A 21,722-nucleotide genomic window follows, 5' to 3' on the forward strand; every position below is an offset into this window, starting at 1 on the left:
CGCTGCCATGAAAAAGTTATTTTATATTTTAAATATCTCATTGTTTCTGCAATTTTCTATGGCTGCGCAAACGACTACGAGGAATTTTATCAAATCAACCAGTTTTCAGGTAGGCACCACTACCGGAACGGTAACCAATGATGAAAAAATAGAAGTCATTACTTATTTTGATGGTTTAGGCCGTCCTTTACAGCGAATTGCAAAACAGGCGGGAGGCAATAAACAGGACATTATAACCCCGTATGCTTATGATTATTTTGGAAGAAAAAAAAGAGATTATCTGCCTTATGCCAGAGCAGCCAGCAGTTTAAATTTTGAAACGAATCTGGAACCGGATTATTATGGAGATATTTATCAGCTCAGCTCTTTTTATGCGGCCAAATATCCTGCTGATTTTACCGGATTACACCCTTCGGAGGCTCCGGCATTTTCTGAAAAATATTTTGAAGCATCGCCTTTAAGCAGAATCAGGGAGCAGAGCGCTCCCGGTAAAGCCTGGAAACTGGATAAATTTAGTGATACAGATCATACCATTAAATTTGAGTATTATGGCAACAGTACAGATGATGCCGTAAAACGTTTCAAAGTTTCTTTTACAAACGGAAATAAAGAAACACCTTATATAGAAAGTCAGGGAACATATACAGAATTACAATTGTATAAAAACACTATTAAAAATGAGAACTGGATTTCTGGAAAAAACAATACAACAGAAGAATTTAAAAACAAAGAAGGACAGGTAGTCTTAAAAAGGACTTACGATGCCGGGGTTAAACACGATACCTATTATGTTTACGATATTTACGGTAACCTGGCTTATGTACTGCCACCCAAAGCAGAAGGCACCATTACAGCCGATGTTTTAAACGGACTGTGCTACCAGTACAAACGTGACCACCGTGACCGATTAGTGGAGAAAAAACTGCCAGGCAAGCAGTGGGAGTTTATCGTTTATGATAAACTTGACAGAGTTGTGGCCGCTGGCCCTGCCAATTCCCCTTTTAAAGACGATACGGCCACAGGCTGGATGATTACCAAATACGATGTCTTGGGCAGGGTTATTTATACCGGATGGAGCAGTCAGACCGTAAGTTCTGCGGCCAGAAACACCCTGCAGACCGCCCAGAACAATGCCTCAGTTTTGTTTGAAACCAAAGCAGCCACAACTATAGACGGTATCGCCGCAGGTTATAAAAACACCATAAGCCCGACCAGTTTTAAACTGCTGACCGTTACTTATTATGATGATTATACTTTTCCGGGAGCCCAGACAGCACCTTCCAGCATTATTGGACAAACCGTTTTGACCAATGCCAAAGGACTGCCTACAGGCAGCTGGACCAGAGCGCTGACCACAGCCGCTTCTACAGCAGGAGAAACCTCGACAATCTTTTATGACAGCAAAGGCAGAACCATAAGCACCTATCTAAAAAATCATCTGGGAGGCACCAGCCATACCGATATGGAACTTGATTTTACAGGAAAAGTTCTTACTTCCCAGACCGAACACCAGCGCTTAAGCGGAGGGACTAAAATTGCCGTGGAAGAAAAATTCACCTATTCGCCCCAGGGACGTCTTTTGACCCATACCCATAAAATTGGCTCCGGAACGCCGCAGCTCATGGCCAATAATACCTATGATGAACTGGGACAGCTTATAAGCAAAGGCGTAGGAAACACTGCTGCCGCACCCCTGCAGAAAATAGATTATGGTTACAATGTAAGGGGTTGGCTTACCGAGATTAACAATACAGCCAATTTACAGCAGGGCACCGATCCTAAAGACCTTTTTACTTTTAAGATCAATTACAATACCCTTAAGACCGGAATACCGGGAGAAGCACTTTACAACGGCAACATAGCCCAGACGATCTGGCGTACAGGATCCGATAATATCGAAAGAGCCTATGGCTACCAGTACGACAACCTGAACCGTTTAAAAAATGCCGTTTATGCCAAAAGCGGCAGTGTGACCAATGCCTATGATGAAAGCCTGACTTATGATAAAAACGGTAATATACTTTCCTTAAAACGAAATGGCGATATCGACCCGCAGATCCAGCCCATAGAGATCGATAACCTGGCGTATACCTATCCGGCCAATTCTAACCAGTTAAGCAAAATTGCAGACAACAGTAACAATACCAGCGGGTTTAACGATTTTAATAAAACAGGCGATGATTACAGTTATGATGCCAATGGTAATATGACTGTAGATAAAAATAAAAACATTAGCGGTATAGTTTATAATCATCTTAATCTGCCAAAGAAAATTTCATTTGTTGCAGGCGGTACAATTGAGTATATTTACAATGCTGCAGGGCAGAAACTTGAAAAACGGGTTACAGAAAACAGCCTTACCACGACAACCAATTATCTGGGCGGTTTTCAGTATAAAAATAATACTTTAGAGTTTTTCCCAACTGCAGAAGGGTATGTAAGAAACGATAGCGGAGCTTATACCTATGTTTACCAATACAAGGATCATTTAGGCAATATCAGGGTAAGTTATAAAAAGAATGCCCAGAACGTTCCTGAAATTGTTGAAGAAAATAATTATTATCCTTTTGGGTTACAGCATAAAGGGTATAATACGGCAGTGGCTTCTACCAATGCTGCATCGAAGTACAAGTACAACGGAAAAGAATTTCAGGATGAACTTGGGCTTAATATGTATGATTTTGGAGCCAGAAATTATGACCCTGCCATTGGCCGCTGGATGAATATGGACCCGTTAGCCGAAACCTCAAGACGTTTTTCGCCTTTTGCTTATGCTCTTAATAATCCGGTATATTTTATAGATCCGGATGGGATGGAGGCAGAAGTATTTAGTGGAGATAATCCCCGATTAAATAAAGAGGAAAAAGATTGGATTTATGATAAACAAATTATAAGTCAAGAAATAACCCCACTAAACCCTCAACAATATGTTCCTAAATTGAACACCCCTAGTTCAAATTACATCACGTCGACAGTAGTAAATAACAGAGGAGTAGTTATTGATTATCAAGATGACGGAGATGATAATATTTATTTAAATAACCGAAACGGTATTGTTGTGGGAAAAGAAAGAAAAGATATAGAATATATACTAGGTAAAGTTATTACTCAAAAAGACTTATTAGAGGATTTTAAATTTATTAATGGGATGATACATGATTATAGTTTAGTTAATGCTGAGAAGAAAAATGCAAAAAAAATTGAAGATATAAAAAATTGCCCTGTTTGCGATTCTAAAAGGTGTAATGGATCAGCTCATACAAGTGTAACTAGAGCTATTAATGCTGGAGTAAATGGAATGACGACATCAGGAGCGCTTTTATATGGTGGAGCAGCATGGTGGTCACAAGGTCCAACTGCATTTGGAGGAATTTTAGCATTGTTTAGTTCATTTGCACCAGGATATTTAGATGATAGTCAAAGTCAATATAAAGAATACAATTTGGAATTAAAAAAAGTACAAAAAAAGAAAAAAAATGAAAATTAACAACAATAGAATGTTTGATAAAAAGAAGTTATTCTTACTAGTTAAAAGACATAAACTTTTTTTCTTATACGTGTTATTTTGGTTTTACATTATGTATCTGAACAATAGAGAATTTAACTTAGGTAATATTGCTTTTAATTTGGTGCTTGCTTTGATTTTTTATTTAATAGGTGATGGTTTGGTGAATCAAAAATGAAAATTTAAAAACAAATTTTCCCCCGCTCCCGCACGAATCCAGGAAAAGAAAGACCTACAAAATTGCCTGCTGTTGGTAGCACAAAAAATGGAACAAAGGTTACTTTGAAAAATGGTGAATCATATATATTATTTAATAATAAATGGTTAAAATTATCAGGTCGATTAGTTGATGTAAATACCTATTTCAATATACCTGGTGATATGCCTGCACCAGGAACACCTCGCGTAATGGTAGATTCAGCAATATTGGATAAAATGAGTGAAACACATAGAAATAATGTGTTTGGATTAGAAGGACTAATTTCTGGATGGACTTTTGAAAGCCTTACAAAATGGAAATTTACGAAATTGAATTTTGCTGGATTATGGTTAGGATTTGCATATAATGGAATATCAGGCATTTGGAAACAATATGAGGCAAATAGTGAGCACGATAAAGAAACAGAAGCACAATTGCCAGAAAACCAATAAACATTCTAAATTATGAAAAAAGTTTTAAGAATTATTCTTGCTTTTATTGTCTGTATTGGAATTGGATATCTATTCAATTCTCGTAATTATAGGATTAGTGATTTTATTTTCTCATTCACATTAGGGATTGCAATTTTAATTACTCTATTAATTCAACGAAAAATATAAAAATAAAACCCGATTGCGCGGATTTGCAATCCGTGCCTGTAAAGTATATCTACAAAGTGAGAGAAAAAAAATAAAAACTGTGAGAACAAATAAGTTTTGATAATTGGAATGGGCACGGATTGCAAATCCGCGCTATCGGGGCGAAGCAGGTAATAAGAAATCATTTGTTGAGCAACTATCTAGTATGTCCAATATGCAAGATGTAAAAGTATGGGGACAAACACAGCGTTCCTGGCCTTCTCCATTTACAGACACACGAGTATATACAGAAAATATAGGAGCTGGTAATCACAACTATCCGACATATATGGTTGGTAGTAAAATAGGTATTACAAGTTTTAACACTGTTTATTTAAGACAACCTACCTATGGTTATCCTACGTCAATATATCAGAATGGTAAACTAACAGAGTATTCACATCAACCAGGTACGAAAAGATAAGATAAGATAAGATAAGATAAGATAAGATGAAAAAGAAGATGTTAATTATTTGTAGTGTAATACTTTTTATTCTATTATTTGATAGATTATTGTTCATGGAATACAGACTTAAAGAAGTATGGAGTTATAGCGGGGGAAGTTATTTTGGCGATCCTATAGCTTATGATCAAGACTTTGTTTTTAATAAAAATAAAATAAAATTTGTACGTAATAAGTCTGAAGACAATCCTGTTTTAGAAAAAGAGGTTTACTTGATAGGATGTTATTTTAATATATTACTTATGTATGATTATGATTTAAATAAAACAGCATTTTATATTAAATTGTAAATATAAGTGCAACGGTAAAGAATTTCAGGATGAACTTGGGCTTAATATGTATGATTTTGGAGCCAGAAATTATGACCCTGCCATTGGCCGCTGGATGAATATAGACCCATTGGCTGAAACCTCAAGACGTTTTTCGCCTTTTGCTTATGCTCTTAATAACCCGGTATATTTTATAGATCCGGACGGGATGGAAGCTGTTGGTGCCGACGGACTAACAGACGAGCAATGGATGGAAGTTTCAAGACCTGGTGCTGATGCAGAATTAAGAAGAGAATATGTTCAGGCTAATTCTGCACAGGAAGCTGCTGATGAACAAAGAAAACGAGAAAAAAGGTCAACAGTTTCTGTTGGACAGATTGGAAGTCCTTCTGATGATATAACGGTCAATATTTTTGGAATTATTACTAACGTTGTGAAAAACAATAAACCAAATAGATTTTTTGATGAAGTGGGCAACCAGCTAAAACCCAATGATTATGGTTTTGATAGTGAAGTTTTAAATTTTGATTGGAAAGTTGGAAGTAAATTATACACACTAATTCCTTTATCTAAATTTTTTACATTTATTACTAAGGCAGGCGTTATGCCTCCTTCCATTTTTGGGCTTCCATACAGGTATTTTGCAGTAGGATATCAATCTCATTTTGGTAATGCAGATTTTGGGTACAATCAAATGATGAAGGCTTTTGGAGAGAATTATGCCAATACTGAATATGGTGGAAATATAGGAAATGGAACTTTTTATAGATTTCAAGGTACAAATACCTTGTACAATTTGGCTGATGCTGGAAATTTTATGTGGGGAGCTTGGATGTCCTTTAATAATTTTTCTTACGGAGAAGTTTGGGCTAGTTCTAACATAAATAGTGTTATTACTTTTAATGGAATCGATACTGTTTCAGACCAAAGAGCAATCAAAAATGGATTTAATTACCTAAAAAAATAAGGATATAATGAAAGATAAAATATTAAGAACATCATACATTTCATTTGCTGTTTTAGTAGTTCTTCTGATTCTAGAATTTATTATGACAGATAATAAAATTAATCGTTATGGAACAAGTATTAGAGGGATCAAAGTTATATTGTCTTACTTTGTTCATTTGCCACTTTTTATTATTAACCTAGTGCTGACGATAAGAGTGTTTGTATTTTTCTATAAAAATAAGTTTCAAAAGGAATTAAAAGCTTTTTATTTTGTAATTCCGTCCATAATTTTCTATATATTTTGTATAGTATATATAGTAGTTGGAGTGATTATTAGGCAATGATATGGTAAATAAAACTTGACAAAGAATAGAAAAGCAAACTCCCCCCGCTACCACACGAATCCTTTCGTGTGGCATTATGAATTGACACAAGGTTTTTTAGATAGTTACTACTAAAAAATGAATAGAAATTACAAGTTTTATATCCTTTTTAGTGTGTACCACACGAAAGGATTCGTGCGGGAGTGGGGAAAGCTACAGATGGTTATCTTTCAGGTAGTAGCTTTGGAGAAGCAATGGTCAGAGAATATTTTAAAGGAATTATAGCAGTAGGAGCAAATTCAACTCCACAAGTAATAAAGTAAACATGAAAACAAATCTAAAACTAATATTAATTGCTAGTCCCTTAATTTTTATTCTTGTATTTTCATACATAATAAGCAGTAGAGTTGACTCTCAGTTAAAAGAAAAAGGTAAAATTACAATTGGGAAATTTGATAGTATTCAAAAGTATCCTAAACGTACTTATTTAGGGCTGTCTTATTATATTGGAAATAAGAGACATACTTCTTTTGAAAGTGGGCTGCATACAGGAGTTACTGAAAAAGATATGGGGAAGTTTTATAGAATTAAATATTTACCAGATTCTCCTGAAATAGTTAGAGGAATTTATTCAAATGAAATTATAGATACCGTAGCTATTTTAAATGCTGGATTTTCAAGGAAAGAATTGATCTCTGCTGACAGATAAAAAGGAGAAATTGTCCCCCGCTCCCGCACGAATCCTTTCGTGTGGCATTATGAATTGACACAAGGTTTTTTAGATAGTTACTACTAAAAAATGAATAGAAATTACAAGTTTCATATCCTTTTTAGTGTGTACCACACGAAAGGATTCGTGCGGTAGCTCTGGAAAGACTTAAATTTGGATTCTAAAAGGGCTGATGACCATCATATAATACTCAAGAGAATTTATGAATAGCTTAGCAATCAATAACAAACAATAAAAAATGAAATTTGAGAATGTACAATTGGATTTTTACTCTGACTTTTTGGGGGAGAACGAGATACGTTTGTATTGCAATGAAAAATCAGTTCCGTTCCAATTAAATGTTTTTGAAAAAGGAGAGCAGGGATATGAAGTGATCCAGCTGCGTCAGGGAGAAAATCAAATGTATCATTTTAGTTTATGGGACGGGTATTTTTGCGAGATAAGCCAGTTTCTGACTGAGAGTGCAGATTTTAGGGAACTGCCTAAATTTCTCAGGGATTATCATATAGGCGAAGGCTGGACCTGGGATGTGTTTTATGAACCCATAACAGCAGCTGAACTGGATTGGGTTTTAAATCAAATGGAATATCTGGTCGTGACCGGAGAGCAATATAAAGAGCATTTTTCCAATTTTAATTGTATCGAAAACCTGTATTTGTTTTTGAAAATCGTAAAAGAGAAAAATCTTCAGCTGCATATAACCAAAGAGTAAAAAGATAAAAAAACAAAACTCCATTATTTCTAATGGAGTTTTGTTTTTATGCTTTAAAAATTATTCATATTTTAAATACTCTAAAACATCAACCCTGGCTGCCTGATAAGCTTTTGAAAGCACCACGATTAAAGTTAAAGTCAGTAATGCCAGAAATCCAATTAAAAAAGGAAACAGTGAAATGGTAATTCTATAGGCAAAATTCTCCAGCCATTTATTTAGTAAATAATGTACCGGAAAAACTGCGATTACAAAACCAATTAAACAATAATAAATATACTGTTTAGACAAGGCGAGAAGCAGAGTATTGGTTTCGGCTCCCAGTGTTTTCCGAATGGCAATTTCTTTCATTCGCCTTTGTATAGAATAAGATGCCAAGGCAAATAAACCAAAAAGGGCAATAAGGATTACCACGATATTCAGCAGCGAAAACAGGTTTTTTTGTTTGGTATACGTTTCATAAGTTCTCGCATATTGTTTGTCCACAAAATCATATTTAAAAGGATATTCCTGGTCAACATTTGCGGTCCAGAATTTCTCAATAGCCGAAATGGTACTTTCAATTTTCTGCGATTTTAATTTTACATAAACGATATTCATGTTTTCTGCCATCTGCAAAGTTTCGATATGGTAAAATGTCATAGGTGGCACCTTGACTTCTGGGCTTAATAAATTGAAATCTTTTACGATTCCAACAATTCTTAACTTTTGATTTCGAATCAGGATTTCCTCTCCAATTGGATTTTTCATATTCATCAGCTTTGCCGCTGTTTCATTAATCAGGATAGAATTTATAGTGTCTGAAGCTAATTTTCTGTCCAGTCCCCTGCCTTTTGCTATTTTGATTTTCATCATTTCAAGCATTCCAAAATCGATCCCGACATGTTTGGCTTTAAAAAGTACATCGTGATATAAAAGCGGTGCTAGGGAATTGTCTTCGCCATCAAAAGAGAGAAGTCCGGTTGAGACATTTTCAACTCCTTCCATTTTGTTTAACTCCTGTTTGATGGTATTGTATTTATTGAAAATGTTTTTGTCGATGTTTTCTCCTTCGTAAAAAGAAGGCGGAAGATTTAAGTCAATAGCAATCAGCTGGTCTCCTTTAAAGCCAAGATCTTTATTGTTTAGGTATTTTACCTGTTCGTATACAATGTTTGAACCAATAATAAAAAACGATGCGGCAGCAAATTGAAAAATCAGCATTCCGTTACGCAGTCCAATACCATTTTTAGTTCTTGTAAAATCACCTTTCAGGACCTTTACCGTTTCAAAATTAGAAACATATACTGCCGGAAACAGGCCTGCTGCCAAAATCGTAATAACAAAAATCAGAATTAGCTGTACATAAAACTGGGTTCCAATGATCATTAAATTTTTGTTTAAAAAATTATTGTAGTAAGGCAAAGTCAATTCTACAATTACTAAAGCCAGCAAAATCGAAAATAAACTAATTAAAGCCGTTTCAAATATAAACTGCAGAATAATAGCTCTTTTTGAGGCGCCCGCAATTTTACGGACTCCTACTTCTTTAGCACGTTTTATGGCATTGGCTGTAGCTAAATTTATATAATTCACGATCGATAAAATGAGAATCAAAATAGAAAGTCCCATCATAATTACCAAAAACTGATAACTGCCGCGACCTTCGGGATAACCATCTGTAACAGAATGTAATCTGGCTTTTGAAAGCGGTTCGATGAAAACGGTAAAATGTCCCACTTTTTTTGACATTTCTTCCGGAGTAAAACCTGCTTGTTTTGCTTCTCTTACAATGACTTCATCATAATAGGCTTTTTCGAGCATTTTTCGGGTCTGCTCTACTTTTGACGGATCTTTTACTTTCAAAAGAATTTTTAAGGCAAACAAACTTCGGTTTTTGTCCGGATCAACAAGATCTTTCATCCGGTTTACAATGACATTGGGCGCAATCGAGGATTTACCGGGAATACGGTATACTGCGCGAATTACAAACAAATTATCCAGACAATTAATTTGTCGGCCAATTGGGTTTTCACTGCCAAAAATGCGTTTGGCAAGATCTTCAGAAATAGCAATGCTGGTTCCGTCTTTTAAGGCATCGGTACTGCTTCCCTGTATTATTTTAAAAGGAAACAGAGAAAAGAAATCACTTTCAACATTGATTATTTTAGCAACGAATTCCTTTTTACCCTTATAGATTATTTTACTTTTTTGATACCAGCTGTCTGCAAAAACGATATTTTCTACATTGGTATCTTTTTCTAAATAGTCTTTTAACCGTAGAGAATGATCACTGCCCACAGGCATATCCGTAAGTTGAACCAATACCTGGTAAACAGTATCTTTTTCGGGATTCCACTTATTATAACTTTGTTCGTCATTCCAGTAAAGCAGGGCAAAAATGAGCCCTGCGATTCCTATTGACAATCCCAGAATGTTACAGCCGGACAAAAGCTTGTTTTGTTTTAACTGGTAAATGAATATATTAATATAGTTGATTATCATGGTTTTGGTCAGAGGTTAAGTATTGTAGTGTCCGGATTTGTTTATTCATATTTCAAATACTTTAATACATCCACCTTTGTGGCCTGATAAGCTCTTGAAAGCACCACCAGCAAAGTCAGCGTTAATAAAGCCAGAAATCCAATTAAAAAAGGAAAGAAAGAAATGGTGATTCTGTAGGCGAAATTCTCCAGCCATTTATTCAGTAAATAATAAACAGGAAATAAGGCAATTAAAAAACCAAGTACACTAAAAACCACATATTGTCTGCAGAGTTCTTTTAATAAAACATCCGTTTCGGCGCCAAGGGTTTTTCGAATGGCAATTTCTTTCATGCGTCTTTCTATCGAATACGAAGCCAAAGCAAACAATCCGATCAGGGCAATCGTGATCACAATAAGGTTCAGTAACGAAAACAAATTCTTTTGTTTAACATAACTGCTGTATGATTTTTTATATTCCTTATCCACAAAATCATAGGAAAACGGATATTCAGGATCTACTTTTGTCGTCCACAAATTTTCAATGTCGGCTATAGTCTGCTGCATCGTTTTAGGATCGACGGTCACATAAATGTTATTTAAAAGACTGCTAAACCAGGGAACACTTTTAAAATGAAATATCGTGACAGGAGGTATGGCTTCTCCGGGATTTCCGATATTAAAATCTTTTACTACTCCTACGATAACAGCTTCTTTTCCGTCCCAGTTAATTTTTTTTCCTATCGGATCTTTTTCGTTCAATAACTTTAAGGCAGTTTCGTTAATTAACATTGAATTTATAGTATCCTGAGAATAAGCCGGACTCAAAAAGCGTCCTTTACTGATTTTTATTTTCATCATTTCAAGAACCCCAAAGTCTACCGGAACATTATTTCCGTCTATATTGATGTCCTTATGATGATAGGAGATCACCGATTTTGCTCCGCTTCCCAAAACAAAGCCGCCGGCGGAAACGTGTTGTACTCCCTTAATACGCTGCAATTCATTTTTAATGCGGTTGTATTTGAGCATTCTTTCGGTATCACCAATTTTTTCACCATAAATATTTCGATAAGAGATATTCAGGACCTGGTTTCCATTAAACCCCAGATCTTTAGTATTCATATAATTAATCTGCTGATATACGATATAAGACCCAATAATAAAGAACGCCGCCACGGCAAACTGAAAAATCAGCATTCCGTTTCGCAGCCAGATACCGTTTTTACTTCGGGCAAAATTTCCCCGCAATACTTTTAAAACTTCAAAGTTTGACACATAAACTGCCGGAAAAATGCCTGCTGTGATTACGATGATAATGAAAAGAACAAAAAGCTGCAGGTAAAACTGACCGCTTTGTAAAACCAGTGTCTTTCCTAAGAAAACATTATAATAGGGCAGAGAAAGTTCTACAATAACAAGCGATATCAAAATAGAAAATAAGGTTATAACAGCGGTTTCAAAAATAAACTGCTGTACGATTACCGTTTTTGAAGCTCCAATGACCTTACGAACACCAACTTCTTTGGCTCTTTTCACTGCATTTGCGGTTGCCGAATTGACATAATTTACAATTGATAATAGTAGGATTAAAATAGATAAGCCAACAAAAATCAATAATAGCTGGTAATTTCCATTGTCTTCAATAAGGCCGCCGGTTTTGGTGTGCAAACGAACAATAGATAAAGGCTCTAAGTGAGGTTTCACTTCTCCAAATTTCTGAATAAACTCCTGCGGACTCATTCCCTGAGATTTGGCACGGGGCACTGTCATGTTCTCATAATAAACTTTAGCCATACTTTTTGCAACGAGTTCAGCATCAGTCGGATTTTTTAATTTTAATAAAAGAATAAATTGAAAGTTGCCCCATTGCTGAATGGTGTTCTTTATCCGGTTATCCATAAAATTGACCACACAGGAAGGATTAAAAACCGATTTTTTATCCAGTTTATAAACGCCTCTGACAATTAAAACCTGATTTTGTAACATTATTTTTTTTCCCAAACCACTTTCAGTTCCAAAAAGCTGCTGTGAGAGGTCTTCAGAGATACAAATACTATTTACATCCGGCAGTGCATTTTTTATATTGCCTTCAATAAAGGAATAAGGAAAATATTCGAAAAAGCTTTTTTGGGCTATAAGAATTTTATCAGATTGTACTTTTTTATTTTTGTAATGGATAATTTCATTGTTATAATTGCCATTTAAATAACAGAAAGATTCAACCTCGGGACTTACGTTTTTTACAGCAGAGCCAATAGGTGCCGAACTGGAAGCCCAATAGGTGGTTGGGTCCATTTGGTTGGCTACTAAAAATACATGGTCTTTGTTTGGGTTCCATTGATCATAACTCTGCTCATCGTTCCAGTACAAAATGGCAAAGATCAATCCGGCGATTCCAATACTCAATCCTAAAACATTCAAAGCGGTAATAAGCTTATTGTTTTTGATATGGTAAATAAAGATATTAATCCAGTTCTTCAGCATGACCTTAATTTTTAGAAGTTACTAAAACGTCTACATTTTTTTGGTTGAACCTTTCAGAAAGAATCACGCCATCTTTCATAAAAATAGTTTTCTGCGAGAAAGAAGCATCATAATCAGAATGCGTTACCATCAAAATAGTAGCACCGCCGGCATGAAGGTCCGTTAATAATTCCATTACTTCATTACCATTTTTGCTGTCCAGATTTCCGGTAGGCTCATCGGCGAGAATAATTTTCGGACTATTGATTAAAGCTCTCGCTACGGCCACACGCTGCTGCTGTCCGCCCGAAAGCTGCTGCGGAAAATGTTTTAAACGATGCGAAATACCCAGTATCGCGGCCATTTCTTCTACTTTTTTCTTTCTTTCAAAAGAATGCAGTTTATTATAAAGCAGCGGCAGTTCGATATTATCATAAACCGACAATTCATCAATTAAATTGAAATTCTGGAAAATGAATCCGATGTTCTTTTTTCTGGCTTTTGATTTCTGGCTTTCTTTTAAACCTGCCATTTCCTGACCAAGTAACGTATAACTTCCGCCCGAAGGACTGTCCAAAAGTCCCATGATATTTAATAAAGTCGATTTTCCGCTTCCGGAAGGCCCCATAATGGAAACAAAATCGCCTTCGTTAATGGTTAACGAAATATCATTTAAAGCGCTGGTTTCTACTTCTTCAGTTCTGAAAATTTTAGATAGATTTTTAATGGTAATCATAGTAAATGAATGTTTTTTGATTGATGATGTATTTATATTTACTTGTTTGTTTTTTTGAGCTGCATTTGAAGAGTGTCTTTATACAAAATCATTTTCCACTCCATAAATTTTTCGTTGAATTTATCAATTTCAACAGAAATAGTATCGGGGTTCTGCATGTTTCTTTCGTACGATATTACCTTAAAAGTATTTTTTTTATCGTCAAACCGGTATTTCATGTATACAGAAGCACTGTCAACATAACTATTTGGATTGGGGCAAAAGAAAATCTTTTCCCGTTCTTCAATGTAAACAGTTTTCCATGCCGTACTGTCTTTCTGCCAGGCATTTTCAGGAACTGCTTTGCCATTTCGTGTCATAGATTCTACTTTCCATTTTCCAAAATATTTTTTAGGAATCTGAATTTTATTACTATAATAAACAACAAAAAGGCAGGGAATCAGGATACAAAATATTCGGGAAAGGATACGCAGCGGGGTATTTCCTATCTGGATACAGGATTCCTTTATGGGAATTAATAAGACCGCTAAATTTTCTTTATACCTGGCTAATAAAACAACTAGTCCTAAAGTAATTATAATGGAAGTGAAGCAGGTTACTGGGCCAATTTTGTAAAAAAGATTGATTAAAAGGATATTGATCATTACGGGTAAAAGAATACAGATACCCGGCAAAACGGATCGTTTAAAAAGCAGACAGACCCCGCCTGCAATCTGAAGTATTGCCACAATTAAGGAAAGACCGTATGAGTATCCGTAATATTTCCAGGTGAGTTCCTGACCGGTTAAAGTCTGAACCAGCGAGTCATCGATATGATAAGAAAACGAAAAATTAACATCTATCATTTTCTCAAATCCAAAGATACAAACATGGAAAGCAATCCAGTATCGTAAAATTGTAAACAGTAAAGTCTGGTATTTTTCAGAATTTAATGTTTTCTTTTTTTCCTTATAATGCCAGTATACGGAGAAAAACAGTGAGAACACTATTGCAAGGAGTAATGTAAACATTCCTGCAGCATTCGTAAATTGGGTTAATTCATAAGGCAGTAGTGGTAAGAGTACAAAAAGCAAGGCATTGGTTCCTCCAACAATAGCTAAGAAGCATAAGGATAGTTTGGAGAACCATACAGAGTTTGTTTTGGTTTTGTCTGAATTCATATTTTTTTTGGTAATACAGTTTATTAAAATTTTGCAAGTGTTTTTTAGCTGTTTATTTTGTTATTTTTACTTTCGAAAGCCATTAATAATTAATGATTTACCAGTTCTAATGTGATTTTCATGCCAACAATTTAAACCGTATAAGCTGCTTGTTTTTAGCGGTTTAATTATCACTGAAAAAACAAACTGTCCATTAATGGACAGCTTTCGTCCAAAACCGAACAACAATGAAAAAAACTAACGCCTCCATTTTAATCATAGACGATCAGGAAGACATTCTTTTTGCGTCGAAAGTGTACCTTAAAAAATATTTTGAGCACATTCATACCCTTAATAATCCAAAAAAAATAGTCGAATTACTGGCTCAAAATGCTATTGATGTTGTTTTGCTCGATATGAATTACCGTATAGGTTTTGAAGACGGAAGAGAAGGTTTGTACCTGCTGAAAGAAATAAAAACGCTTTCGCCCAAAACGGTAGTGATTTTAATGACTGCTTTTGGTAAAGTAGAAACGGCTGTTGAAGGATTAAAATCAGGTGCATTTGATTATATCTTAAAACCCTGGGAAAATAAAAGACTGCTGGAATCTGTAAAACAGGCCGTAGACAAAGCACGCAAGGAACAGAAAAAAAATAAGGAAACAGTTGTTGAACAGGACTTTTTTACCGGAACTTCCGAAAATATAAAAAAGGCTTATTCACTGGCGGATAAAGTAGCAAAGACCGATGCGAATGTTTTGATCCTGGGCGAAAACGGAACCGGAAAATTTGTACTGGCGCATCATATTTACAGTCAGTCCGAAAGAAAAAATCAGCCTTTTATTGCGGTTGATCTGGGGGCTTTAAATTCGAATATTTTCGAAAGTGAGTTGTTTGGTTATGCTCAGGGCGCTTTTACCGATGCCAAAAACGATACCCCCGGACGTTTTGAAATGGCACAGAACGGCACTATTTTTTTAGACGAAATAGGCAATGTACCGCTGCATTTACAATCGAAACTGTTACAGGTCATTCAGACCAAAACGGTAACGCGGCTGGGTGAAACCAAAGCAAGACCACTGAATGTCCGGATTATTACGGCTACCAATCTGAACTTAAAAATGGAAGTGGCCGACAAAAATTTCAGGGAAGATTTATATTACCGCATTAATACCATGGAAATTGTGCTGCCGCCGCTGCGCGAACGAACAGAAGATAAAATCCCGCTGGCGGAATACCTGCTGGAAAAAATGACCGAAAAATACGGAAGAAGCGAAATCAGTTTTGATAAAAAGGTGCCGGAACAAATTGAAAAACATGCCTGGAACGGCAACATCCGTGAGATGGAAAATAAAATTGAACGTGCCGTTATTCTCTGTGAAAATAATGTCATCACGGTTTCAGATCTGGATCTGGAAAATATAACGTCTTATGACGAAAACCCGGATGATATTCAGCTTTCTTCTGTAGAAAAAGGCGCGATCGAAAAAGCACTTTTAAAACACAGTAACAATATCAGCAAAACCGCCGAAGAGCTCGGATTGTCCAGAGGGGCATTGTACAGACGTTTAGACAAATATAATATCAACCTGAATTAGTATGTTTAAAACACTGCAAACCTATAAACTGCTTTTTTTCAGGCTGCTGCTGATAGTGGCCGGAATAGAAGTTTCGATTTATTTCTTTAAAATCAATTTACTTTTCACGGGTGTATTTGGCTTTTTTATTGTCTTTCTGTTCATTCGGGAAATGTATTTTTATGTCCGCAATTTTGTACTGCTGTACGATAAAACCATTTCTTCGATCCTGCAGCATGATTTTTCCTCCGATTTCACCAAACATAAAACCAATGTAAACTATCAGGAGCTTTTTCAGTTGTATAATACACTTAAAAGCCGGCAGAACGAGCAAGTTTCAAAAGACATTATTTACCGTTCTATTTTAAACAATATCGAAACCGGAATTATCATTTTAGAAAAACAGGATGAGGTCTGGGACATTTTTTTGATGAACGATTATTTCTCTTCTCATTTTGAGGTTCCCAAAGTTTCGAAATGGAAATACCTTAAAAACCAGCTCCCGTCGTTATGTGAAATTATAGAAAAGGACGATTTTCATGAAATAAAAACCTCAGTCGAAATTAGTATCAACGAACAAATTCCGCAGACTTTTGTGCTGCAGGCTTCGCAAACCGAAATTTTTGAACGCAGTTATTGTATTGTTTTACTCGATTCAATTCAGAATGTAGTCGAGAAAAAGGAGAAAGATGCCTGGGTAAACCTGATGAAAGTGATTTCGCATGAGCTTTTAAATTCGATCACTCCAATTCGGTCGATCTGCCAAAACCTTCAGGATCTGGTCGAACAGGATTTGCTTTCGGCAGAAGATTTAGAAGATATTAAAAACAGTGTCGAAACCATGTTACGCCGAAGCGACCACCTGCAGAAATTTGTAGAAGGCTACCGTAAACTGGCGATGCTGCCTTCGCCCGAAAAAGAAAAAACAGCACTACAGCCGCTGATTGAAAACTGTCTGCAGATTATGAACCCGCTGTTTAAAAAAGACAGCATAGAAGTGTTAAATACCATTTCGCTCAAACGTACCATCAATGTCGATCTGCAGCAGACAGAGCAGGTCATCATTAATCTGTTAACGAATGCAATTCATGCGGTACAAAATGCGGCTCAGAAACAAATTGTAATTTCGGCCGAAGCCCGGGAAAACAGGATTTACATCAGAATAGCAGACAGCGGTTACGGAATTGAAAAGGAAATCGAAAACAAAATTTTCCTGCCTTTTTTTACTACCCGGAACGAAGGCGCCGGAATTGGCTTAACCTTATCCAAAAACATCATCGAAGCTCATGGCGGTTATATTTCGTTTAAAACGGAAAACAGCAGAACTGTTTTTGAGATTTGTCTGATCCAGGAGTAATTTCTGCGGTTACGCTTTCATAAGGATATTTCTTATATATTAGCAAAACCAAAACACTTTTTACTTTAGATGTACAAAGTGAAAGACCAAAACCAAAAACAACCGTTTCATGAAAGAAAAAATCCTGAATTCTAAATTAATCCTGCTGATTCCGGCTTACTGGGCCTGCTTATTTGATGAAATTATTACCATTGTTAACCAATCCGATGCTTATTGGAAAGGAGATTTAAGCAAAGCCAATGAAGCAAATCCGATAGGCGCATATATGATGGCCGGCCATACTTCGGGATTGTTTATAATTTGTGCTCTTTGGTTGGTAATCATTGGGATCATAGGCTATAATTTATCCGATAAAAGACTGAAAATTTTTTCGCTTTTCGTTTTAATCGCCCATTCTTTTGGAGCCTCCAGCTGGTTAAGTAATTTCTATAATTTTTGGGCTGCAATTGCTTTTATTTTTATTAATGCTGTCCTTTTCATTGAAATTGACCAGATCTATGAATCGAGAAGGAAACTGAAAACTATTGAAATATAAGCACCTTATTAAAAATGAGAAAAAGATTTTTAGCGGTATTTTTGCTCGTGACCGTTTTTACGTTTGGACAAAAGCCCGTTTTTACCATTAAATATACAGAACAACTTGCCGTTTTTGTTTTTTTACAAAATCTCTCGGAACATTATCCGGACAATGTTTTTAAAACGGAATTTCAAAAATCAAAATACAATACAGATCAGTACAAGAACCTGATTTCAAAATTCGACAAGCTGGCTCTTAACTACAGTTATCGGTTTGAAGAGTTTCCTTATGGATCTAAAAAGAACATGCAGGCCGAAGATATCCTGAAAAAAAATCTGATCGAAACAAACGATTTAAAAAATTTCAAAATACGTTCGGCCGGGATTGTTTCAAACCAGACACTGATGGATCTGGCGGAATGTATTTTAGCCTTTACTCCTGTCTACAACGAACTGATTTATAACCCAAACCGGGAGAAATTTGAAAAACAGCTTGAAGACATTATCCAATATTCAAACGAACATCAGATAGAAAATTATTTTAATACGGGACTCGTGTTTTACAATTCCAGCTGGGATAATGCGATTCCGTTTGAAATTGCTTTTTATCCGCTTCCTAACTCAAAAGGATTTACGGCTCAGGCATTTTGTAATAACTTTATCAGTGCTGTTCAGACCGATTTAAAAGAATATAAGGATTTGTTTAGTGTGATGCTGCATGAAACCTATCATATTATTTATGACGAGCAGTCACTCGAAGTCAAAACACAAATCGATACTTATTTTAAAGAAAATCCATCAAAATGCAGTAATTATGCCTATCAGCTTATGAATGAAGTTTTGGCAACAGCTTTAGGCAACGGCTATGTGTATGGACAGTTAGACGGAAAATTAGATACTTATGATTGGTATAATAAAAAGTATATTAACCTGATGGCGAAACAGATTTATCCGTTGGTTAAAGAATACATTGACCAGAAGAAACCCATGGATAAAAAGTTTGTCGACGATTATATCCGGCTTTATGAAGTAAATTTTCCGGACTGGATTAATGAGCTCCATAACATAATGAGCTACAGGTACGTGCTTTCTGAAGATGAAAAAGATTTTGAAGTAATAGATAAAATGTTCCGTTATCGTTCCAGAACGCAGTATGAAGATCAGATAACCGAAAACAGCATTGGAAAAATGCAGGAAACACCTTTGACCAAAGTGGTCATTATTTCAAAAAATAATGCGCAAAAACTTAAACTGCTCAAAAGTAAATTTAAAGAATTAAAGAAATGGCAGTTTAAAGCCGATAAAGAGTTTGCCGAAAAATTCCTTCTGGAAGACAAAAGCCAGCTCATTGTACTCAATAAAAAAGCATCAACTGTCGAAGCACTTTTAAAACAATTGGATCAAAGTATAAAGTAAATAATTTTTCCCAAAAATAACCAAACCCCAAAACAATTAAACCCATGAAGAAATTTTTGAAGTTCCTTAAGATTACCCTTATTTCTATTGTAAGTATCTGCCTGATTTTTGTGCTCTATGTTTATATCAGCAACCAGCTTTTTTTAGGATCCAAAAACCAGGAGAATATAGATTATTTGGCAAAGAATAAAGTGGAGGTAAAAGGCGCTGTTACCGAAAAATTGTTCGACGGTGATTTTTACAAATCAAAAGTGTTTCTTTTAGGAGAAATTCACGGTTATGCGGACAATCAGGTTTTAGACCGTGAACTGCTTATCTTTTTAAATAAAAAACTGGGTATTAAATATTATATAGCTGAAATGGATAGTATAACGGCTAAAAAACTAAATCAGTTCCTGTCTAACAAAGTAAAAGACGAAAAGGTTTTAAAAGAAGTTGTGGTTTCTGTTGCTAAAAGAATTCCGCAGCAGTCAAGTCAGGAACTATTTGATAAGTGGAATGCGGTTTATGACTACAATCAAAAATTAGCCGATTCTTCAAAACTAACCGTAATTGGAATTGATAAAAATTTCGATGATGAATCAAAAGGCCCGAGAGATATTGCGATGTTTGATAATTTTAAAAATTTCGTCAATAAAAAACATCTGAAAAACGAGAAATTTTACGGGCTGTTTGGCTTTTATCACGTACTTCAGACAAAAACAGCATCAGGAAGAGAAACCTTTGCCGCAAAGCTGAAAGAATCCGGAATTAAAACCACAAGTTTTGTGAGCCATACGATAGACAGTGATATGTACCTTCCTAAAAATCCACAGTTTCCAACACCGGAAAATGAAAAAGTGGACTGGGCCAATGCAGACGGACCTTTGGTAGTAGTAAAAGGAATTAAAGATTTAAAAGAACTAAGCCAGCCTAATACAATTACCCTTTTTAAACTGAATTCGGCAGACTCGCCTTATTTTAAGCTGCAGAATTTAGTTCATTTAAAATCGAGACTGTTTGGAGATAATGTGATTCCTCAGGAAAATACCGTTACAACAGATTATTTTCAGTATGTTTTTTTATTAAGAAATTCTCAGTCCCTAAGTAAACTGAAGCAGTAAAAGAATTTTATGGATGGATTATAATAAAGAGGATCAAATGGATCAAAGAGAAACCGACTTAATCGAAATAAAAAGAATTTTTGCCGAAAAAGACAGTGCGGCAGTATATGAAAAAGCCTCCGGTTTTCTTCATTTTTATGAAGAAGATGAGGAAATTGTGCTGCTGTTGTGCCAGTTGTTTGAAGAAGACTGGCATGAGAGCCATGAAGATATGACAGTGACTTTTCAGTATATTGCCAATCCCATTACGGCGCCATCTTTGTTCAGGGTGGCCTTTTCAGATTTTGAATATTACCGGTGGAACGAGTACTTTCCAATGCAGAGAAGATGTACCTGGTCACTGGCAGACATTGGAACAAAGGAAGCTAAAAAATATCTCGAAGAAATAGCAGAAAAGGCGAATGAAACCGTTGCCGCATATGCAGCAGAGAGATTAATGAAATGGGACTTTGAATTTAGACGAAAAGGACCTGTTTTGGAACGCAGTCAAAATGATGCTTTTGCCCTGGCACTTGAAAAATATGCCGATAGTGTAGCAGAAGTACCTCAAAGCGGACAAAACGTAATAGGGAATTTAATGAAAACCCTGACTTATGATATTATCGACACCACACCTATTGAATTTATTGATATCATAACGGAATATATTGTATTGTATCAGGCACATGAAAAAAGTACAGCCCAATATGCCTTTGAGAATCAGAAGTTTGATAGTGCTGTTTACAACAATTCCCATTTAAACACTGTTAATCTCAGCTTTCTTTCCGCCATGCAAAGCTCTGATTGGGCACAAAAGGAAAATCAGGAAAGCATACTCGCTCTCTGGATCAAAAAAGAAGCTTTTGAAGAACTGCTCAGAGAAACAAAATTTCAGTGGGTTCCCGATCATGATTATCAGGGGAGTGAACTCCAAAGAAAAACAATACGGTTTGATTTAGATCAGAAAACTTTTGAGCTGTTTATAAATGAGAAACTGGAATTTATACTGGATATTTCAGCTTTTGTTAAAGAACAAAAACAGCTTATAGACCAAAATGAAACAGATAAGCTGCTAATTCCGAAAGAAAGAATAATAGAACTGGAAGATCCTACGGTAATCACAGAAATGTAATCGCAGACGATAAGAATAACAGTAATACGATTTTTTCTAAAAGACCCATAAA

The 21,722-nt window shown here is 35.6% G+C and carries 16 protein-coding genes; 12 read left to right on the forward strand and 4 right to left on the reverse strand.

Translation table 11 applies throughout. The annotated features are described in order from the left end of the window. Nucleotides 1–7 precede the first annotated feature (7 nt). From ACODST_RS25400 to ACODST_RS25425, 6 genes are all read left to right on the forward strand, one after another. On the forward strand, nucleotides 8–3,487 hold the full coding sequence (locus ACODST_RS25400; protein ID WP_488934900.1) for a DUF6443 domain-containing protein: 3,480 nt from the start codon (nucleotides 8–10) through the stop codon (nucleotides 3,485–3,487). A 258-nt stretch (nucleotides 3,488–3,745) separates the two neighbouring features. Continuing rightward, the gene (locus tag ACODST_RS25405) at nucleotides 3,746–4,156 is read left to right on the forward strand and encodes a hypothetical protein (RefSeq protein ID WP_488934901.1); all 411 of its coding nucleotides are present in this window, start codon (nucleotides 3,746–3,748) and stop codon (nucleotides 4,154–4,156) included. Nucleotides 4,157–4,861: 705 nt separating this feature from the next. Next, entirely contained in the window at nucleotides 4,862–5,095 is a 234-nt protein-coding gene (locus ACODST_RS25410; protein WP_488934902.1) for a hypothetical protein, read from the forward strand. Nucleotides 5,096–5,141: 46 nt separating this feature from the next. Continuing rightward, a complete protein-coding gene (locus ACODST_RS25415) occupies nucleotides 5,142–6,041 on the forward strand; it encodes an RHS repeat-associated core domain-containing protein (protein WP_488934903.1) in 900 nt (299 codons plus the stop codon). Nucleotides 6,042–6,670: 629 nt separating this feature from the next. Beyond that, on the forward strand, nucleotides 6,671–7,054 hold the full coding sequence (locus ACODST_RS25420) for a hypothetical protein (RefSeq protein WP_488934904.1): 384 nt from the start codon (nucleotides 6,671–6,673) through the stop codon (nucleotides 7,052–7,054). A 259-nt stretch (nucleotides 7,055–7,313) separates the two neighbouring features. Next, the gene (locus ACODST_RS25425) at nucleotides 7,314–7,787 is read left to right on the forward strand and encodes a hypothetical protein (protein WP_488934905.1); all 474 of its coding nucleotides are present in this window, start codon (nucleotides 7,314–7,316) and stop codon (nucleotides 7,785–7,787) included. A gap of 60 nt (nucleotides 7,788–7,847) precedes the next feature. Here the strand turns inward: ACODST_RS25425 and ACODST_RS25430 are convergent, their stop codons facing one another. The 4 genes from ACODST_RS25430 to ACODST_RS25445 are packed head-to-tail and all read right to left on the reverse strand — an operon-like array spanning nucleotide 7,848 to nucleotide 14,611. Continuing rightward, nucleotides 7,848–10,271, reverse strand: a complete 2,424-nt coding sequence (locus tag ACODST_RS25430) for an ABC transporter permease (protein ID WP_488934906.1) — start codon at nucleotides 10,269–10,271, stop codon at nucleotides 7,848–7,850. Nucleotides 10,272–10,312: 41 nt separating this feature from the next. Continuing rightward, nucleotides 10,313–12,736, reverse strand: a complete 2,424-nt coding sequence (locus ACODST_RS25435) for an ABC transporter permease (protein ID WP_488934907.1) — start codon at nucleotides 12,734–12,736, stop codon at nucleotides 10,313–10,315. Nucleotides 12,737–12,740: 4 nt separating this feature from the next. Continuing rightward, nucleotides 12,741–13,451 (reverse strand): ABC transporter ATP-binding protein, encoded by a 711-nt coding sequence (locus ACODST_RS25440; protein WP_488934908.1) that lies wholly within the window; start codon nucleotides 13,449–13,451, stop codon nucleotides 12,741–12,743. Nucleotides 13,452–13,489: 38 nt separating this feature from the next. Continuing rightward, complete coding sequence (locus ACODST_RS25445; protein WP_488934909.1) at nucleotides 13,490–14,611, reverse strand: hypothetical protein; 1,122 nt, start codon at nucleotides 14,609–14,611, stop codon at nucleotides 13,490–13,492. A 227-nt stretch (nucleotides 14,612–14,838) separates the two neighbouring features. Between ACODST_RS25445 and ACODST_RS25450 the strand changes: the two genes are divergently transcribed. The 6 genes from ACODST_RS25450 (at nucleotide 14,839) to ACODST_RS25475 (ending at nucleotide 21,670) form a co-directional block, all read left to right on the forward strand. Beyond that, nucleotides 14,839–16,188 carry a sigma-54-dependent transcriptional regulator gene (locus ACODST_RS25450; protein ID WP_488934910.1) on the forward strand — a complete coding sequence of 450 codons (1,350 nt, stop codon included), beginning with the start codon at nucleotides 14,839–14,841 and terminating at the stop codon, nucleotides 16,186–16,188. Between the two features lies 1 nt (nucleotide 16,189). After that, nucleotides 16,190–17,524 (forward strand): sensor histidine kinase, encoded by a 1,335-nt coding sequence (locus ACODST_RS25455; RefSeq protein ID WP_488934911.1) that lies wholly within the window; start codon nucleotides 16,190–16,192, stop codon nucleotides 17,522–17,524. Between the two features lie 109 nt (nucleotides 17,525–17,633). Further along, nucleotides 17,634–18,059, forward strand: a complete 426-nt coding sequence (locus ACODST_RS25460) for a hypothetical protein (protein ID WP_488934912.1) — start codon at nucleotides 17,634–17,636, stop codon at nucleotides 18,057–18,059. A 14-nt stretch (nucleotides 18,060–18,073) separates the two neighbouring features. Continuing rightward, nucleotides 18,074–19,456 (forward strand): hypothetical protein, encoded by a 1,383-nt coding sequence (locus tag ACODST_RS25465; protein ID WP_488934913.1) that lies wholly within the window; start codon nucleotides 18,074–18,076, stop codon nucleotides 19,454–19,456. Between the two features lie 44 nt (nucleotides 19,457–19,500). Beyond that, on the forward strand, nucleotides 19,501–20,559 hold the full coding sequence (locus tag ACODST_RS25470) for a hypothetical protein (protein WP_488934914.1): 1,059 nt from the start codon (nucleotides 19,501–19,503) through the stop codon (nucleotides 20,557–20,559). Nucleotides 20,560–20,572: 13 nt separating this feature from the next. After that, nucleotides 20,573–21,670 (forward strand): DUF4291 family protein, encoded by a 1,098-nt coding sequence (locus ACODST_RS25475; protein WP_488934915.1) that lies wholly within the window; start codon nucleotides 20,573–20,575, stop codon nucleotides 21,668–21,670. Nucleotides 21,671–21,722: the final 52 nt, after the last annotated feature.

The sequence above is a fragment of the Flavobacterium sp. FG19 genome, assembly GCF_057809475.1.

Bases quoted from the DNA above. Each gene is read 5' to 3' on its own strand.
- ACODST_RS25460 (WP_488934912.1), top strand. From the start codon at position 17,634: ATGAAAGAAAAAATCCTGAATTCTAAATTAATCCTGCTGATTCCGGCT.
- ACODST_RS25410 (WP_488934902.1), top strand. From the start codon at position 4,862: ATGGAATACAGACTTAAAGAAGTATGGAGTTATAGCGGGGGAAGTTAT.
- ACODST_RS25400 (WP_488934900.1), top strand. From the start codon at position 8: ATGAAAAAGTTATTTTATATTTTAAATATCTCATTGTTTCTGCAATTT.
- ACODST_RS25425 (WP_488934905.1), top strand. From the start codon at position 7,314: ATGAAATTTGAGAATGTACAATTGGATTTTTACTCTGACTTTTTGGGG.
- ACODST_RS25415 (WP_488934903.1), top strand. From the start codon at position 5,142: ATGTATGATTTTGGAGCCAGAAATTATGACCCTGCCATTGGCCGCTGG.
- ACODST_RS25435 (WP_488934907.1), bottom strand. From the start codon at position 12,736: ATGCTGAAGAACTGGATTAATATCTTTATTTACCATATCAAAAACAAT.
- ACODST_RS25420 (WP_488934904.1), top strand. From the start codon at position 6,671: ATGAAAACAAATCTAAAACTAATATTAATTGCTAGTCCCTTAATTTTT.
- ACODST_RS25465 (WP_488934913.1), top strand. From the start codon at position 18,074: ATGAGAAAAAGATTTTTAGCGGTATTTTTGCTCGTGACCGTTTTTACG.
- ACODST_RS25440 (WP_488934908.1), bottom strand. From the start codon at position 13,451: ATGATTACCATTAAAAATCTATCTAAAATTTTCAGAACTGAAGAAGTA.
- ACODST_RS25470 (WP_488934914.1), top strand. From the start codon at position 19,501: ATGAAGAAATTTTTGAAGTTCCTTAAGATTACCCTTATTTCTATTGTA.
- ACODST_RS25430 (WP_488934906.1), bottom strand. From the start codon at position 10,271: ATGATAATCAACTATATTAATATATTCATTTACCAGTTAAAACAAAAC.
- ACODST_RS25450 (WP_488934910.1), top strand. From the start codon at position 14,839: ATGAAAAAAACTAACGCCTCCATTTTAATCATAGACGATCAGGAAGAC.
- ACODST_RS25445 (WP_488934909.1), bottom strand. From the start codon at position 14,611: ATGAATTCAGACAAAACCAAAACAAACTCTGTATGGTTCTCCAAACTA.
- ACODST_RS25475 (WP_488934915.1), top strand. From the start codon at position 20,573: ATGGATTATAATAAAGAGGATCAAATGGATCAAAGAGAAACCGACTTA.
- ACODST_RS25455 (WP_488934911.1), top strand. From the start codon at position 16,190: ATGTTTAAAACACTGCAAACCTATAAACTGCTTTTTTTCAGGCTGCTG.